Below are 15,765 nucleotides of genomic sequence, written 5' to 3'. Positions count from 1 at the left end.
TCGCCCGCGCGCGGGGTGCGGCTCACAGCCGCGCCCCCCCGCCCCACCCGCCCCTCGAACCCCCCCCCCCCCCCCCCGGGGGGGCCGCGGGGGGTGCGGCCCCCCCCCGCGGGGACCGCGTACTAATTGGTGAACGTTCCCGGCAGGTACAGGGTCGTGGTCTTGCCGGTCTCGATGCCACTCGCCCACTGCATCGCTCCGACGCGTCCAGCGCCGTCGTTCTCGTTCAGCGCAAGGGAAATCGCCACCGCACCGGTCGGCTGCGCCTCGAATCCGAGCGCCGTCCACGGAACCTTGATCCGGTACGACGTGACGCCATCGGCGCGGGTGATGTCGGCAGTGGCACCTGGCGTGGCGCCGGTCGGACTGCCGTCCGCCGTACCGAACGTGTACACCGTGGGACCGGCCGGCAACAGCGCAGCCCCGATCTCAGTAGCTTTCGCGTTCTCCCCAGGCAGCCCGTTGCTGATCGCGAACTGCAGGCTGTCGCCACGCCACAGGTTCGGGGCGATCTCGGTCTGCGAGAACACGTCGTCGGTGACATCGGCGTTGATGGTCAAGCCAGTGGCGTCGTACTGGAAATTGGCTGTGCCGGAGAGATCGGCGGCGCCACCCCACGGCCGGCTGAACGCAAGCCAACTGGCATCGGTCGCCAGGTTGATCGAGCTCTGCGGAGTTGTTGCCGATGGCACGATCGGATCGAAGGCAGTGGTGCCCTTGGCGGTGACCTTGTTGCCGTCGGACGTCGTGACGTCAACGGTGTAGGCATAGGACTTCCAGGCCTGAAGCCCGGTCACCGGGATCGCGATCGTTGCCTTCTGCCCGGGCGCGATCGACTGTCCGCTGCCGGCGTTGCCCTTCTGACCCGCGATTGTCCACGTCAGGTCCTGAACGGTCGCGGCGGTTTTCGCTCTGGTGTTGGTGAGTTCGATACCGAGCCCACCCTGCAACGGTGCGACCTGCGTGATCTGTGGGACGACACGGATCTTGGTCGCCTGTTCGACGCTGGTCCAGGCAACCAAGCGGGCGGTAGGTCTCCCGGCGCGGGACACCGTGGCAACCACGTGCCGCGGGCCGAGGGTGTCAGTGGCCGGCACCTGCAGGGTGATCGTGGTGTCCTTGCCTGGCGTCACCACCACCGATTTGGTCTGACCGCCGACTGTCACCGCGCGCGTTCCAAGGTTGTACGGCGTGCCCTTGAGGGTGACCGTGACCGCCGTCGGCTCCTGCGAGTTGGACGGGTCCGCGGCGGCGACCTTGACCTGCGGGGCGGTGGTGACGGTGACGCCGGTCGCGGCCCCCTTCACGAACACCGGATCCTGGTCGACGGTCATCGTGACCACACCGTTGGTCGGTGTCAGAGTGGTCCGATGGCCGTACATATCGGTCACCTGCAGCGGGCTCGTCGTACTCAGGTTGACCGCGGACGTGCCGGTGCCGGTCGACCACAGCACGCGAGTGGTCGACGTACCGGAACCGAAGCGCTGCGAGTACAGCGGCGCGGTGAGGTTGTCGCTGCCGCTGTAGGTCAGGCCGCTGAGGGCGCGGATCGTCGTGGCCTTCGCGACCAGGGCCGGCTTCGGCGCCATTCCTGCGATCGGTCCCGCAGGCGCCTGGAGCAGGCCGAACGTGGACTCCTTGTCGTCCAGATTCGTGCCGTCGTTGAGTGCGTCGTACCAGTAGAACTGGGCGACGTTGTTCGCGAGCAACAGCGCGTCGTTGCGGATCGACATGCGCGCCTGGCCGAGCATCGATCCACCGAAGCTCGGCGCGGTCGGATAGCCCTCCTCGCTGACCCAGATCGGCTTGCCGGCGCCGCCATGTGCGTCGGCCGCGGTACGCAGGCTCTGGATCTGGGTGTCCAGATCACCCTCCGGACCGCCGAAGGTGTAGACGTGGGCGTCGATCGTGTCCACGTAGGAGAGTCCGCCCTGGGCGAGGACCTGGTCGCGGAACGACGTGTCGCCCTTGTTGGGGCCGACATCGGCCAGGACGTTCGCGTTCGGGTTGCCGGCGTGTGTCTGCTCGTACGCCGCCTTCATCAGCTGGACGAAGCAGGCGCCGGTGATGCCGCACGCGCTGTCGTTGAATCCGGGCTGGTAGTACTCGTTGTAGGTCCCGATGTCGTTCGTCGTGCCCGAGAAATGCGTCAGCCACCAGCTCTGGTACCTACCGAAAGCCGCCAGGCCTTCCGGAGTGCTCGGCGTGTGGCCGCCGTCATAGAGCGGGTTCCTGTAACCGGTCCCGAGCAGCGGAGTCAGACCGTTCGCTTTCGCGTCTGCCATCATCGCGTCGTACTGCGCCGGGACCGCATAGTTGCCCGGTGAGCCGGACTCGACGCTTCGCCACTCCAGGCTCTCCCGGATGTGCGAGAAGCCGGCGAGCGCCAGCGTACGGATCAGTGCACCGCTGAGGTCGTAGTAGTGGGCCATGTGGGTGTTCACACCCCACTTGCCGGTCGGGGACTGGATTCCGGACGGCAACGGCGGGATGACCGCAAGCGTCGTACCCACGACCGTCGAGCCCGCGGTCAGGCGGAGGTTGTAGAAGCCGGGGCCGAGGGATGCGGTACTGATGGTCCCGTTCGTAGTGCTGCCCGAGGCAACCGGCAGGTACTGGTCGTCGGTGATGTTCCACGCGACCGACGACGCGGTCGATGTGAGGTTCACGGTGCCCGAGCCCTGCTGGAACACCAGACTCTGGTTGGTCACGGTGATGCCCGTGGTGTCGGCAAAGGAGAGACTGACCGAGCTGATGCAGACCGAACTGATGACACCACCAGGCGCATTCGCCATCAGCCGGATGTCGGCCCCGTTCGCGCGGTTCTGGAAGTTGATGTTGGACATCCGGAACTGAGTGGTCGACCAGCCACCGGTGCCGGGGAACGAGAACCACGGCAGCGAGGTGAACGCCGCCCCGACACCGTCGTACTGCGCGCTGAGTTGCTGGCCCGGGGCGTCGAAGTAGTTCACGGTGAGTACGGCGTCCGTGGCCCCGGCCGGGATCCGGGCCGCGTCGACGTTCAGATAGATGTACTGGTCCTTGAGATCGTTACTGGTCTGCCAGCACGGCACACCCAGCCTGCTCGACGCTGCGTGCGCCGGCGTCTTGTCCGGGTCACCAGGCCACGCGGTGATCCCGTCGGCGGACACCGGGTCGCTGAACACGATCCCCGGATCAGTCGCAGCACTGGCTGGTGATATCAACAGCGTCGCGGTGAGCAGCCCGACGGCAACCGCCGCCACGGCCCTCCGCACCGAATCAAGCATCGTCGATCCTCTCGTCGGATTCACAGCCTGGATCTCTACACGTGTAGACAGATGAGCGAAAGCGCTTTCGCGAATCTCACCATGATCCACCTCGGAGGCGCTGTCAACCGTTCAGCCCGACCCTGGCCAGGCCACCCACGGAGAGCTGTTCGGGCTCCCCGCCCGACGTTCAGCCTTTGAGTGCGCCCGCTGCGATGTTTGCAATGAAATGCCGGGAGCCGATGATGAAGATGCCGATCAGTGGTACGACGCTGATCACCGCGCCGGCCATCACCATGCCGTAATTGATCTGGTAGACCGAGTTCAGCGTCGACAACGCGACCTGCAGGGTCTGCCGCTGCGGATTGACCAGGACGATCAACGGCCAGACGTAGTCGTTCCAGGTGCCGATGAAGGTGAAGATGCCCAGGAACGCGATACCGCCCCGCATCATCGGGACGCCGATGCTTCGCCACGTGCGGAAGAAGCCGGCGCCGTCGACGCGGGCGGCGTCGATCAGTTCGTTCGGGATCGACGTCTGCGCGAACTGCCGGAGCAGGAAAATGCCGAACGCGTTCGCCGCCCCGGGGACGATCAGTGCCTGGAAGCCGCCGATCCAGCCGAGCCAACTCATCAGCACGAAGCTCGGCACCAACGACAGGCTGCCAGGCACCAGAAAGGTGGCGAGAAGCACCAAGAACAAGGGGTTCTTGCCCGGGAAGTCGTACTTCGCGAAGGCGTAAGCCGCCAGCGAGTCGAAGAACATCACCAGCACTGCCACCGCGGCAGAGATCACGAACGTGATCAACAGGGACTGCAGCAGATCGACGTTGTCGACCACGCCACGGACGTTCTGCCGGAAGCTGTCACCGATCCACAGCTTCGGCGGATAGCCGAAGATCTCGGCCGTGGTGTGGGTCGACATCATCAGCAGCCAGTAGAACGGGAAGAGTGACAGCAGAACGCCGACCACGATGCAGGCGTGGGTGACCAGTCGGCCGACGATCCCTCCCCGCCGAACCCCGCTGCTGGTGGCCTTCTCGGTCGGATCGCCCAGCCGGGCTCCCCTGGCGAAGATCGTGGTCACTTGACGGCCCCCTTGCGCTGGCGGCGGCTCCGGAACATCTTTTGCCCGTCGACCTCACGTTCGCTGACCAGCCGCCAGTTGATGGCGGCAAACACCGCAGCGATGATGAACAAGGCCCACGCGATCGCCGAGCCGTACCCGAAGTCGAACTGGGTGAAGGCCTGGTTGTACTGATACAGCACGATCGTCATGCCGGCTTCGCCCGGACCGCCGGTGTCACCGAGCAACACCTGTGGTTCGGTGAACAGACTCAGACCTCCGATGGTGGAGGTGATCACCGTGAACAGGATCACCGGGCGAAGCATCGGCACTGTGATGTGCGCGAAGATCTGCCACATCCGCGCGCCGTCGACGCGCGCCGATTCGTACAGCTCGGTGGGGATCGCCTGCAGGCCGGCCAGATAGATGATCGCGTTGTAGCCGGTGTACCTCCAGATCACCATCACCGCGATGGTGACCTTGACGCCCCACGGATCCGACAACCAGGAGATCTGGTCGAGGTGCAGCGCGGTCAGGGCGGAGTTGATCAGGCCGAAGCTGTCGGAGAAGACCGACCCGAACACGATCGCCATCGCGACCATGCTGGTGACGTTCGGAATGAAGAAGGCGACCCGGTAGACACCCTTGAACCGGATGTTCTGATGCAGCAGGAACGCGATCACCAGCGCCAGGAACAGGGTCGGGACCGTGGAGATGAACCAGATCGCGAAGGTGTTCCCCACCGCGTTCCAGAACCGGTCGTCGCTGATCAGGTACTTGTACTGGGTCAGACCGACGAACTTGATCTTCCCCGTTCCGTCCCAGTCGGTGAACGACAGATAGACCGAGAACAGCAGCGGGAAGAGTCCGAAGACCAGGAAGAGGAGGTAGAACGGTGCGACCGCGACGTACTGCGGCCAGAACTTCTTGAACGGATTGGGCCGCAGGCTCGTCGTTCCCGTTGCGGCGGTCACACCGGCCGGCGCGACGGTGGTGTCGGTCGTCATACGTCGACACCCCGCTTGCGCAGCATCTTGTTGGTCTGCTGTACGGCGTCGTTCCAGGCGTGGTCGGGATCCTTGCCCGCACTCTCCACGTTGACGATCTCGGTACTGAAGTACTGGGCCTGGGCCTCGTAGGTACTGATGAAGGCGGTGGGAACTGCCTCGGCGGACCTCGAGAAGAACGTGAGCGTGTCCTGGTCCCCGAAGAAGTTCGAGTTGTCCTTCATGACCCCGAGATCGGCAGACGTCTTTGCCGCCGGGAAGAGCTGCATGGTCGTGAACGCACTGGCCTGGTTCTCCGGGCTGTTCAGCCAGGTGATGAACTTGAACGCGGCCTCGGGGTCTTTGCAGGTGCGCGGCAGGCAGACGAACGACCCGCCGCTGTTACCGGCCCGCACCGGCGGCGTCGCCAACCGCCACTTTCCCTTGGTCAGCGGTGCGATCTCGGTGAGGATCTGCGTCCACCAGTTGCCCTCGATGTGGCCTGCGGTCTTACCGGTCGTCCAGGCAGCGTTCTGATCGGCGCTGATCTGCTGGTTACCGGTGATTCCCGCCTTGATCGCCTTGACCGCGGTGTCCCAGGCCTTGCGAATGGTGCTGTCCGGCTGCATGTACAGCGGCTTCCCGGCCGTGTCGAAGTACCGCTCGGCGCTGGCATTGATGTACTGGCTGAAGATGACGGAGCCGGTGACGTTCAGGAAGGAACCGAAGTTCTTCTTCAGCTTCTGCCCGAGCTCGATGTAGCCGTCCCAGGTCTTGATCTGTGCGCTGACGGCCGCCGGGTCGGACGCGATCCCGGCCTTGTCGAAGATGTCCTTCCGGTAGTAGAGGCCGGTCGGACCGCACGGACCGGGGAAGAAGCAGAACCGGTTGGTCGGTGTGAGTCCGAGGCGCCACTTCCAGTCGAAGTACAAGTCCTTGTACTTCTGGGCTCCCAGCTCGTTCAGGTCCAGGAACAGTTCCTCGTCGGGGAAGTACAGCGAGACATTGGAGTTGATGAACGTGACGTCCGGGATGTAGGCATTGCCCGCGAGGCTCGTCCGCAACTTGGTGTCGAAGTCCTGGCCGATGATGTCGGCGCGCAGCCGCTTGCCGTCGGTTCCCGGGATCTGTCCGGCGGCCGTTCGAAGCTGTGCCGGATCGGCGGACCGGTTCCAGTACCAGAGCACGAGTTCGTTCGGGTCGGACGAGATCGACGTCCGCGATCCGCACCCTGACAGGCCTCCCGCGCCGACCAGCGCCCCGAGGCCGGCGGCACCCGTCAGGAGCCTCCGTCGAGTCAATGCCGCCATGTACTCTTCCCTTCGATTCTGAGCTGCGTCGGGGCGTTCGCTCTCCTGCCCGAGGGATTCTCGAGTCGCCTGCGGCTAGTGCATCGCGCCTTCGAAACCGTCGCCGCACGGCCCACCGCCGTGTGCCTCACCGATCCGGATCTCCTGTCCGTCGGGGGTGATCAGCGGCATGTAGCCCTTGGAGATCTCGGTGCTCGCCTGTGGGACGTAGTGAAAGATCAGCGACCGGCGGAAGCGACCGGTGGTGGTGTTCGGAAGCGACCCGTGGACCGCACTGCCGTGGAAGAACAGCACGTCTCCAGGCTGCATATCGGTCTGTACGGCGGTCATCCCCGCGGGCGGCCGAACCAGCCCCCGGGTGAACGACTCCTCGGCGTCAGCGACCTCCGGGCAGACCACCTCCATCGCGTGGCTGCCCGGCACGACGGCAAGGCCACCGTTCGCGGCGTCACAGCGATCCACCGCGATCCAGGCGGCCAGGCAGGTCTCCGGATGCGAGCGCAGGAAGTAGTTGTCCTGGTGCATCGCCTGGCCCCGCGCCGTCGGCGGCTTGAAGTAGAACATGGACTGGGCGCCGTACGCCGGGCCGATCAGTGCGGTGACCACATCGAGGATTCGCGGATCGGTGATCAGCCGCCGGGCGATCTGCCCGACCAGCAGATCCGGCCGGCGATGCGGCTGCATGAAGCGCGGGTAGCGGGCAAGAATGTCGCCCTCGGCAACTTCCCCGACCGCCCCGAGCGCCTCCCGATCCCCCTGCACCTGGTGCATGAACGCCGTGCGGATCTCGTCGATCTCCTCGGATGCGAGGACGTTGTTGACCTGCAGAACGCCGTCGCGGGCATACCGCTGCCGCAGGGCGACCGGATCGTCGGCAGGTACTGCGAGTTCGTGATGAGTGGCTGTCACGAGCAGAGCATGGCCGATCACGGACCACCGACGACAGTGCACAAACACTCGTTCCCATGGACAATCCTGTCATGGACAAGTCACGCTCAGCCACGGCTGCGGGTGTCGTACAGATCGCGTCCTCCAGCGTCCGAGCGGTCGCCGGGCAACTGGACGGCAACGACACCTACCGGACGGTGCGTGCCAGCGGGACGACCGACTGGCTTCTCCTGGTCACCACTGCCGGGCGCGGACGCCTCCGCCTGACGGACGGGCAGGACCTGGGTACGGGGCCGGGCGAGATCACCCTGGTCGAGCCGTACACCCCGCACGACTACGGCACCGATCCCGAGGCCCGGCGGTGGTCTTTGCGGTGGGCACACCTCGATCCACGCCCGGACTGGCTACCGCTGCTGGAATGGCCTTCGCCGCTGCCGGGGTTCCGGCAACTCCGCGTCAATCAGGCAGTGCGCGACCGCGTCGTACAGAGTCTCGATCGCGCGACCGCGGCAGCGCGCAACGGCCTGCGGTTGAGCTCGCAGTTCGCGATGAACGCCGTCGAGGAGGCACTGCTGTGGTGCGACACGCAGAACCCGGACCGGCTCGCGCTGGACGCACGACTTCTGGCAGTGGTCGAACACGTCGCGGAGCATCTCGATCAGCCGCACACCGTTCAGTCACTGGCCAGGATCGCCGACATGTCCGCGACCCGGCTGGCGCACCTGGCCCGCGCGCAGCTAGGCACCAGTCTCATGCTGCACGTACAGCAGCAACGCATCGACCTCGCGGGACAGTTGCTGCTGGTGACAAACCTCCCGATCGCGGAGATCGCCGTACGCGTCGGCTACCGCGACCCGCTGTACTTCTCCCGCCGCTTCCGAGCCGCCACCACACTCTCCCCCACCGAATACCGCCTGACGGGCGGAAACCACCACGTCTATAGCTGACCTCTCCCGGGTGTGCGCCGACCGGCGCACACCCGGGGTACGTCAGGTGTAGACGAGCTGCGCGGTGGCTTCACACGATGCGGACGGGACGACACGGATCCAGTGCGCGCTGAATCCGGTCGGGAAGACGAAGGCCTCGTAGCCGCTCGGCCCGACGGTGATCGTCGTGTACTGCCGCCACTTCCCGGTGCCCTGGAAATCGACCTCGAGGGTGAACTCGACGGGCTTGCCGGAGTCGTGCGTCAGGTGCAGGCACTTGTGCTCGAAACCGGTCATCAGATACGGATCCGACGGTACGTCGGCCTCCACGGCGGTCTCCCACCACGGGCCACCCCAACCCTGCGGCTTGCCCCACTGCCACAGGTCGTCGGTCTTGCCGAACCACAGGTTCGCCTGCGGCTGTCCGGCGACCGGGTTCGAGTCGCCGATCGGGGTGGTCTGGTCGCCGGCCATCACCAGCAGACCGTTCCAGGAGCAGAAGTCGCCGACGATCCGCAGATGCGAGGCGATCGGCCGGATGCCCCAGACCGAGTTCGCATACGTCAGCGACGGCAGCTCGTAGAACATGCCACTCGCGTCCATCAGCAACCGCTCGGATTCGACCTCGCGGATCCGCGGCCACTCGGTAGTGAAGGCGTGGTCCTGAGTGTGCGTCGACTTCGGCAGCCGGTACACCTTCCACCCGGTCTCGGGCAGGAACACGTGGAACAACGCCGACGCCCGGTCCTGACCGACGGCGTACAAGGCCGGCCCCATGCCGTTCGCACTACTGACGGTGTTGAACTGCGTCTTCGCGAGGATGCGCCACGTCGTACCGTCCCACTCGGCGAGCCGGCCCTCGCTCTCGCCGGTCGGGAAGTCCTCCTCGTAGTACGAGTTGTTCACCACGACCACGCGGCCGTGCCGGGTGTAGGCGTCCTTGAAGTGCGCGTACCCGCTCACACCGAGCTCGAGGCACAGGTCGTACAACTGCTTCGCCTCGAGAGTCTGTACGTCGACCTCGAAGAACTCCCCTTCCATGCCGACGAAGTACACCTTGCCGGCCTCGTCGGTGAGGTGCCGGCAGGTGGCGGTCAGCCGCACGCCCACGAGCGCGTCGATGGTCCGGACGTTGCCGTGCACATCGATCGCGTGCGGTCCGATGAACAGCTGGTCGGACTCCTTGTGCACCAGCCTGTTCGCATACGTGCCGACCACACTGGCCGGATGCTTGGTGAGCTGGAAGTCGTCGTCGATCGTGAACAGTCCGGTGCCACCACCGGTCTTGTCGGTGTGCGCGACGTACGTGACGAACCAGAGCCGGTCGGCCCAGGGCATCAGCGCCCCGATCCCGGTCTCGGAGCGGGGTACATGGTCGGCTTTGACGGCGAGGCGTGGGACCACGCCGCTGATCGCTCCCACAGGGAGTGCGTTACTCATTGACTGCCTTTCCTGGTGATCGGTGGACATCAGCGGGACGCGAGGGCTTCCTGGTACTCCGCCCTGGACTTGTCGCCGCCGCCCTTCTTCCATTTCGCGACGGCCTCGTCGAGCGCGGACATCTGCTTGCGGCCGACGACCACGTCCGTGATCGTGTCGGTGACCGCGCTGCTCAGCGCGGTAGTGGTGAGCGCCGTCTCGGAGATCAGTCCGGCGGTCGGGTCGGTGATCCGGTGTCCCGAGTTCGCGGTCTGGTACGCGTGCATCTGTTTGACGATGTCGGTGTTGCCGTTAACGGCATACAAGACGTCGGGGCCGCCGGCCAGGAAGCGCAGGCTGAGGCTGTAGGTCTCCGCGGCGCCTTGGTCGGTCAGCGTTGGTAGCCCGTTCTTGAGCGCGTAGTCGGTACCGTCGACGCCGTACGAGCGGAGGAAGTTCTCCTTGCTGCCGAACGGCGCGGACAACCAGTCGAGCACCCGCAGCGTCTCCTTCACCCGGTCGGCCGAGCCCTTCTTGACGAACGTCACGAAGTCGGTGATCGGCCCCTCGAAGATCTGGCCGGCCTTGCCGTCCGCGCTGAACGTCGGCAGGATCCCCGGCGTCAGGGTGGACGTCGTCCGGACCGTGTAGCGAACGAACGAGTCGCTGTTCATCAGCAGGCTGCCGCTGGCGAAGTCGGGCGAGGCGTCGTAGCTGCTCGACGTACTGTCCGGCTGGAAGTAGCCCTTCTTCCACAGCTTGGCCGTGTAGGCGATCGCTTCCTTCCACTCCGGCGTCTCCCAGTCCTTCGTCAGCGTGCCGTCCGCGGTACGTCGCCAGTTGTTGGGCACGCCGAACATCGGGTAGATCAGGGCGCTCGACATCCAGCCGCCGGTGTTCGCGAGCGCGTACCGCTTCTTGGCCGGATCCGTGATCGCCGCGCAGAGCTGCTCGAACTCGGCCGCGCTCGTCGGCTCGGGGTTGCCACCGAGCTTCTCGATCAGGTCCCGCCGGGTGTAGACCACGCTGCCGGTCGGGATCCGCAGCGTCGGCGTGGCGAGCAGTTTTCCCTTGACCACACAGGGCTTCCATGCGTTCTGCGGCAGTCGGGCAAGGTTCGGATAGTCCTTCACCGCGTCGCCCGACAGGTACTCGCTCAGGTCCGCGAACCTGGCCTGCGCCACTGTCTCGGCCCGCTTGAGCGAGGTGAAGTCCGGGACGTTCATCGTGACGATGTCCGGAATGTCGTTACTGGCCAGCACCGCGGCGAGCTTGGTTCCGAAGTCCTGCGGCACGAGCGTAGGTTTGAGCTCGACGTTGAGCGCCTGGTTGACTGCCTTCCAGTACGCGTTCCCGGCGAACGCGGGCGGCGGCGGGCTGTAGGTGATGACGAAGGCGGTCATCGGTCCCCCGGTGCCGACCGCGCGGTGCACGGTCTGCACCTGTTCGGCCGCCGTCGGGTAGCCGAAGTACGCCGCGTTGATGCCCTTCGACTGATCGCCCGCGAGATCAGGCTTGGTACCAGCGAACGGCACCTGGACCGGCAACGTCGCACCGGCACCCTGAGCGCTGGCACCAGCGGTGGACTTGGCATTCGAGCAACCGGACAGCGCGGGGACACCGACGACCGCGGCGAGCCCGGCGGCGCCGGCGAGGAGTCGGCGGCGGCTCAGGGCGGGCGCCGACGGCAGGACGGAATCGGACATGACAGGACCTCTCTGTGACGCGGAAGTGACGCGAACGTGGCGCGAAAGTGACGGGGAGCGTTCAGCCCTTGATGGCGCCGGTCAGGACACCGGTCCGGAAGTGCTTCTGCAGGAAGGGATAGACGAGGACGACGGGGATGATCGCGATCAGTACGACGGCCATTTGCAACGACTGCGCCGGGGGCAGGACATCGGCGGCCGCACCCGCGGTCTGTTGAGCCATCGGGGTGCCTTGCAGAACATAGGTCCGCAGCACGAGCTGCAACGGCCACTTCCCCGAGTCGTTGAGATACAGGAGCGCGCTGAAGAACGCGTTCCAGTAGCCGACCGCGTAGAACAGGCCGACCACGGCGATGACCGCCCGGGACAACGGGAGGACGATGCGGGTCAGCATCCGCCAGTGCCCGGCGCCGTCGACGGACGCACTGTCGAGCAGTTCGCGAGGGATCGTCGAGAAGAACCCGCGCATGATCACGATGTTGAACGCACTGATCGCACTCGGCAGGATCAGCGCCGCGTAGTTGTCGAGCAGCCCGAACTGCTTCACCACCAGGTACGTCGGGATGATGCCCGGGCTGAACAGGAAGGTCAGCAGCACCAGCGACAGCAGCGGACGCTGGAGCACCATCCGCGGTCGCGACAACGCATAGGCGGCCAGGACGGTCGCGCCGAGCGAGAGCGCCGTACCGACGATGGTGACGCCGGCACTGACCAGGACCGCGCGGGTGACCGCGGCCCCGGCGAGGACCTGGCGGAACGCGTCCAGGGTCGGATCGGTCGGCCACAGGACATAGCCGCCGCCTGCGTCGATCTGCTCCTGACTCGCGAGACTCGTCGAGATCACGATCAGGAACGGAAAGATGACCACAGCAACGATCGCGACCAGCGCGAGCGCTTTCAGGACAAGCACGACCGCGGGTGGTTTGCCGGCCCAGATCGGGCGGCCCGTTGACCGGCGGACGACGGTTTCAGTGCTCACGGGAGTACACCCCCTGCTCGCCGAGCGCGTGCGCGGCCTTGTTGGCGGCCAGGATCAGCAACAGGCCGACGAGGCCCTTCAACAATCCGGCCGCGACACCGATACTCCAGTCGCCGTCGACAACACCGTGGAAGTAGACGTAGGTGTCCAGTACTTCGGCGGTATCGGCGCCGACGTTGTCGCGCTGCAGGAGGATCTGCTCGAACCCGACGGTCAGGCACTGACCGAGCTGGAGGATCACCAGCAGCACGATGATCGGACGGATGCCGGGAAGCGTGATGTGCCAGAACCTTCGCCAGCCACCTGCCCCGTCGACCGCGGCCGACTCGTAGAGAGCCTGGTCGATCGCGGTCAGCGCCGCGAGGAACAGGATCGTTCCCCAGCCCGCGTCCTTCCAGATGTTCTGCGAGACGATCAGCAGCTTGAACGTCGCGGGGTTGTTCATCACGTTGACCGACTCGCCGCTCAGCGAGCGCAGCGCACCGGCGACCGCGCCCGTACCCCCGAACACCTGCTGGAACATCGCGACCACGATCACCCAAGACAGGAAGTGCGGTAGATACATCACTGATTGGACGAACCCACGAATCCAGGTCGAGACCAGACTGTGCAGCAGGAGCGCGAGCAACAACGGGACAGGGAACGAGAACAGCAGCTGCAATCCGTTGATCTGCAAGGTGTTCAGCGTCGCGTTCCAGAACGCGGAGTCGGACAGCAACGTGACGAAGTTGTCCAGGCCGACCCACGGCGACTCCGACCACGGCAGGTACGGCACGAAGTCGAAGAACGCGACGATGTTGCCGATCAGCGGCAGGTACGTGAACAGCAGCAGGAGTACGACGGCCGGTGCCGCCATCGCGAGGAGTGAGCGGTCCCGGACGAGCTGCGCCCAGCGGCCGAGCGCGCCGCGGGAAGCGCTCGCCCGATCGTCCCCGGCCTGGGTGTTCACAGCCTCGACGGTCACCATCGGAGAGCACCTCCACTCAGTTTTGATGCTTTGATAGCACCAGAGTGGTGCTAAGTTAGCACCACAAAAGGGAGCTGCCTAGAGGTCGCGCCAGACAGGCCGAAGCAGCCGCCGGTGAGGTGCGGCGGCCGTGACGGGTGGGTCAGGAAGAGCTGGGGAGGCGGCGGTCGCCGGCCTCCGTGATGACCGCGGCGGTTCCCTCGAGGGCGCTGACCAGGCGCGGCACCGAACGGTCGCCGAACGAACCGGCCAGACCGATCGCCGTTCCCGCGGTCTCGGACAGCACCAGGCCGATCGTGCGATAGCCGGTCGATCCGGTCTCCCCGGTCCGCGTCAGCGCGTATCCCTGCTTCCGGACCAAGGCAAGATCGGAGAGCAGACCGTCCGGCCCGTCGAGTACTACGTCCTCCGCGTGCTGAGTGCCGGCGTACAACTCCCGCACCTCGTCGTCGGTGCGAGTGGCGAGCAGCGCCTGCCCGAGACCTGAATGGTGCGCCGGGAACAACGGCTCGCGGCCGATGCCCTCATGCGGATCCGAGCCGGGCGTCGCGTGGTACAAGTACGCGACCTGGTCCCGCCACAGGACACCCATCGCGACCTGGTGCCCCAGCCCGAACAACGCCTCGAGCGGGCCCAACGCAGCGGTGAGCAGACCGGACGCCCGGAGACTCTGCGCGGCCAGGACATGGATCCCGGGCCCCGGCGAGTACTTCCGCTTATCGTCCTGCTGCGCCAGCCCGAGATGCGCCAGCGTCTTCAGCAACCGGTTCACCCGCGTCGGCTCCAGACCGAGCTCCCGACCCAGCTCCCGCGAACCGACTGGTCTCGCCTGCGACGCCAACGCCTGCAGACAGGCCAGTCCGTCGATCAGCGACTGGTTCGGCTGCGCGGGCTTCACGTTGCTACTTTAGCAATCACCTGCCACAAGTGTGCTGAGCCACAGGGCGATGAGGGCACTTGTGGCTGTTCCTGGTCGTTGGAACTGGCGTTAACGTGGCGGCATCGTGTGGCTCGTCCTTCTGCCTGGTCGGCGAGCGAGCTGGAGGGGCTCGACAAGCCGAGCAGCGAAGGAGACGCAGTGAAACTGAGCGATGACGAACAGCAGAAACTGGGCGTGCTGGAACGCGCGCTGAAAGCGGAGGACCCGAGACTGGATCAGCGTCTGACCCAGATGCAGCTCGGAGGCCCCGCGTCGCTGAGTGCAGTGCTCACGCTCTCCTTCGCGGTCATGCTCGGAGTTCTCCTGGTGACCCTCGGCGACCTGTACGCCATCCCCGGGTGTTTCGTCACCGGACTGGTACTGACCGCCGCCGTACCGGCACTGACGGTCATTTGGTGGGCGCGCCGCTATTACTGCCGGTACTGCGCGGGGAAGTCGCCGACACCCGCGAACTGGTGCACGCGCTGTGCACGCTCCACACCCGTTTGATCACTTCTGCTGGACGGGTCAATTCTCGCGGTATCGGACTACGCTGAAAAGTACGTCACTCATGGATGGCGCGCGTAGCTGGTTATCCGCATGAGGAGTTGTGATGGCAGACTTGGAGAAAGGTGCCGCAGTTCAAGCGCAGGGTACGACGGCTGTCGAAGCCGCGGCCCCCGCCCCGGCGCAAGTCGATGCAGGTGCGTTGATCGCTGACCCGGCGCCCCTCGGTCTCGCGGGGTTCGCGATGACGACCTTCGTACTCAGCGTGTTCAACGCCAACCTGATCAGCAACACGACGCTGGAAGCCGTGGTGCTGCCGCTCGCCCTGTTCTACGGCGGGCTGGCCCAGCTCTTGGCCGGCATGTGGGAGTTCCGGAAGGGCAACACGTTCGGCGCGCTGGCGTTCAGCTCGTTCGGCGCGTTCTGGCTGTCGTTCGCCGCGTACGTGAAGTTCATCGCGCCCGGCCTCGGGCCGGACGTGTTGAAGGCGACCGGGCTGTTCCTGCTGGCCTGGACGATTTTCACGGCCTACATGACCGTGGCCGCGGCTCGGGTGAACGCCGCGGTACTGGCCGTCTTCGTGTTCCTGACGCTGACGTTCCTGTTCCTGACGATCGGGGCGCTCGGGACCCAGCCGACGATGACGAAGGTGGGCGGCTGGATCGGTCTGGTGACCGCGGTCGTCGCCTGGTACGCATCGTTCGCCGGGGTCACCAACTTCACCTGGAAGCGGACCGTGATGCCGGTGTTCCCGTTGTCGCCGGCACCGCATCGCTGAGTGCACGAAGGGAGCTTCGGCGCGAGAGGGTTCGCGCCGAGGTCCCTTCCGCCGTTTTCACTCATC

At 65.8% G+C, this 15,765-nt stretch carries 13 protein-coding genes; 3 read left to right on the top strand and 10 right to left on the bottom strand.

Going from position 1 to position 15,765, the window contains the following annotated elements:
* Positions 1–122: 122 nt before the first annotated feature.
* The 5 genes from ACWGID_RS09060 to ACWGID_RS09040 all read right to left on the bottom strand — a co-directional run bounded on the left by ACWGID_RS09060 (position 123) and on the right by ACWGID_RS09040 (position 7,519).
* Positions 123–3,269 (bottom strand): sugar-binding protein, encoded by a 3,147-nt coding sequence (locus tag ACWGID_RS09060; protein WP_452195863.1) that lies wholly within the window; start codon positions 3,267–3,269, stop codon positions 123–125.
* A gap of 169 nt (positions 3,270–3,438) precedes the next feature.
* Positions 3,439–4,335 (bottom strand): carbohydrate ABC transporter permease, encoded by an 897-nt coding sequence (locus tag ACWGID_RS09055; RefSeq protein ID WP_452195862.1) that lies wholly within the window; start codon positions 4,333–4,335, stop codon positions 3,439–3,441.
* Positions 4,332–5,321, bottom strand: a complete 990-nt coding sequence (locus ACWGID_RS09050) for a carbohydrate ABC transporter permease (RefSeq protein WP_452195861.1) — start codon at positions 5,319–5,321, stop codon at positions 4,332–4,334. Before ACWGID_RS09050 ends, ACWGID_RS09055 begins: the two co-directional genes overlap by 4 nt.
* Positions 5,318–6,610, bottom strand: coding sequence for an ABC transporter substrate-binding protein (locus ACWGID_RS09045; RefSeq protein WP_452195860.1), 1,293 nt, complete (start codon positions 6,608–6,610; stop codon positions 5,318–5,320). The genes ACWGID_RS09050 and ACWGID_RS09045 overlap by 4 nt, the downstream gene beginning before the upstream one ends.
* 75 nt (positions 6,611–6,685) lie before the next feature.
* Positions 6,686–7,519 carry a phytanoyl-CoA dioxygenase family protein gene (locus ACWGID_RS09040; RefSeq protein ID WP_452195859.1) on the bottom strand — a complete coding sequence of 278 codons (834 nt, stop codon included), beginning with the start codon at positions 7,517–7,519 and terminating at the stop codon, positions 6,686–6,688.
* Between the two features lie 71 nt (positions 7,520–7,590).
* On the opposite strand from ACWGID_RS09040, the gene ACWGID_RS09035 reads away from it, so the two are divergent.
* Complete coding sequence (locus ACWGID_RS09035) at positions 7,591–8,445, top strand: helix-turn-helix domain-containing protein (RefSeq protein WP_452195858.1); 855 nt, start codon at positions 7,591–7,593, stop codon at positions 8,443–8,445.
* Between the two features lie 42 nt (positions 8,446–8,487).
* Here ACWGID_RS09035 and ACWGID_RS09030 read toward each other — a convergent pair whose 3' ends face one another.
* From ACWGID_RS09030 to ACWGID_RS09010, 5 genes are all read right to left on the bottom strand, one after another.
* Positions 8,488–9,864 (bottom strand): hypothetical protein, encoded by a 1,377-nt coding sequence (locus tag ACWGID_RS09030; RefSeq protein ID WP_452195857.1) that lies wholly within the window; start codon positions 9,862–9,864, stop codon positions 8,488–8,490.
* A 29-nt stretch (positions 9,865–9,893) separates the two neighbouring features.
* Entirely contained in the window at positions 9,894–11,549 is a 1,656-nt protein-coding gene (locus ACWGID_RS09025; RefSeq protein ID WP_452195856.1) for an extracellular solute-binding protein, read from the bottom strand.
* 61 nt (positions 11,550–11,610) lie between these two features.
* Positions 11,611–12,528, bottom strand: a complete 918-nt coding sequence (locus tag ACWGID_RS09020) for a carbohydrate ABC transporter permease (RefSeq protein WP_452195855.1) — start codon at positions 12,526–12,528, stop codon at positions 11,611–11,613.
* Positions 12,518–13,495 carry an ABC transporter permease gene (locus tag ACWGID_RS09015; RefSeq protein ID WP_452195854.1) on the bottom strand — a complete coding sequence of 326 codons (978 nt, stop codon included), beginning with the start codon at positions 13,493–13,495 and terminating at the stop codon, positions 12,518–12,520. Before ACWGID_RS09015 ends, ACWGID_RS09020 begins: the two co-directional genes overlap by 11 nt.
* Before the next feature lie 142 nt (positions 13,496–13,637).
* The gene (locus ACWGID_RS09010; protein ID WP_452195853.1) at positions 13,638–14,393 is read right to left on the bottom strand and encodes an IclR family transcriptional regulator; all 756 of its coding nucleotides are present in this window, start codon (positions 14,391–14,393) and stop codon (positions 13,638–13,640) included.
* Positions 14,394–14,573: 180 nt separating this feature from the next.
* Here ACWGID_RS09010 and ACWGID_RS09005 point away from each other — a divergent pair, with 180 nt between their 5' ends.
* Both ACWGID_RS09005 and ACWGID_RS09000 read left to right on the top strand, forming a co-directional pair.
* Positions 14,574–14,924, top strand: coding sequence for a DUF3040 domain-containing protein (locus ACWGID_RS09005; protein WP_452195852.1), 351 nt, complete (start codon positions 14,574–14,576; stop codon positions 14,922–14,924).
* Between the two features lie 103 nt (positions 14,925–15,027).
* A complete protein-coding gene (locus ACWGID_RS09000) occupies positions 15,028–15,699 on the top strand; it encodes an acetate uptake transporter (RefSeq protein ID WP_452195851.1) in 672 nt (223 codons plus the stop codon).
* Positions 15,700–15,765 lie beyond the last annotated feature (66 nt).

This window comes from Kribbella sp. NPDC054772 (genome assembly GCF_053611945.1).
The sequence above is the reverse complement of the archived record's forward strand: the minus strand, read 5'-3'. Positions and strand labels throughout refer to the sequence as shown.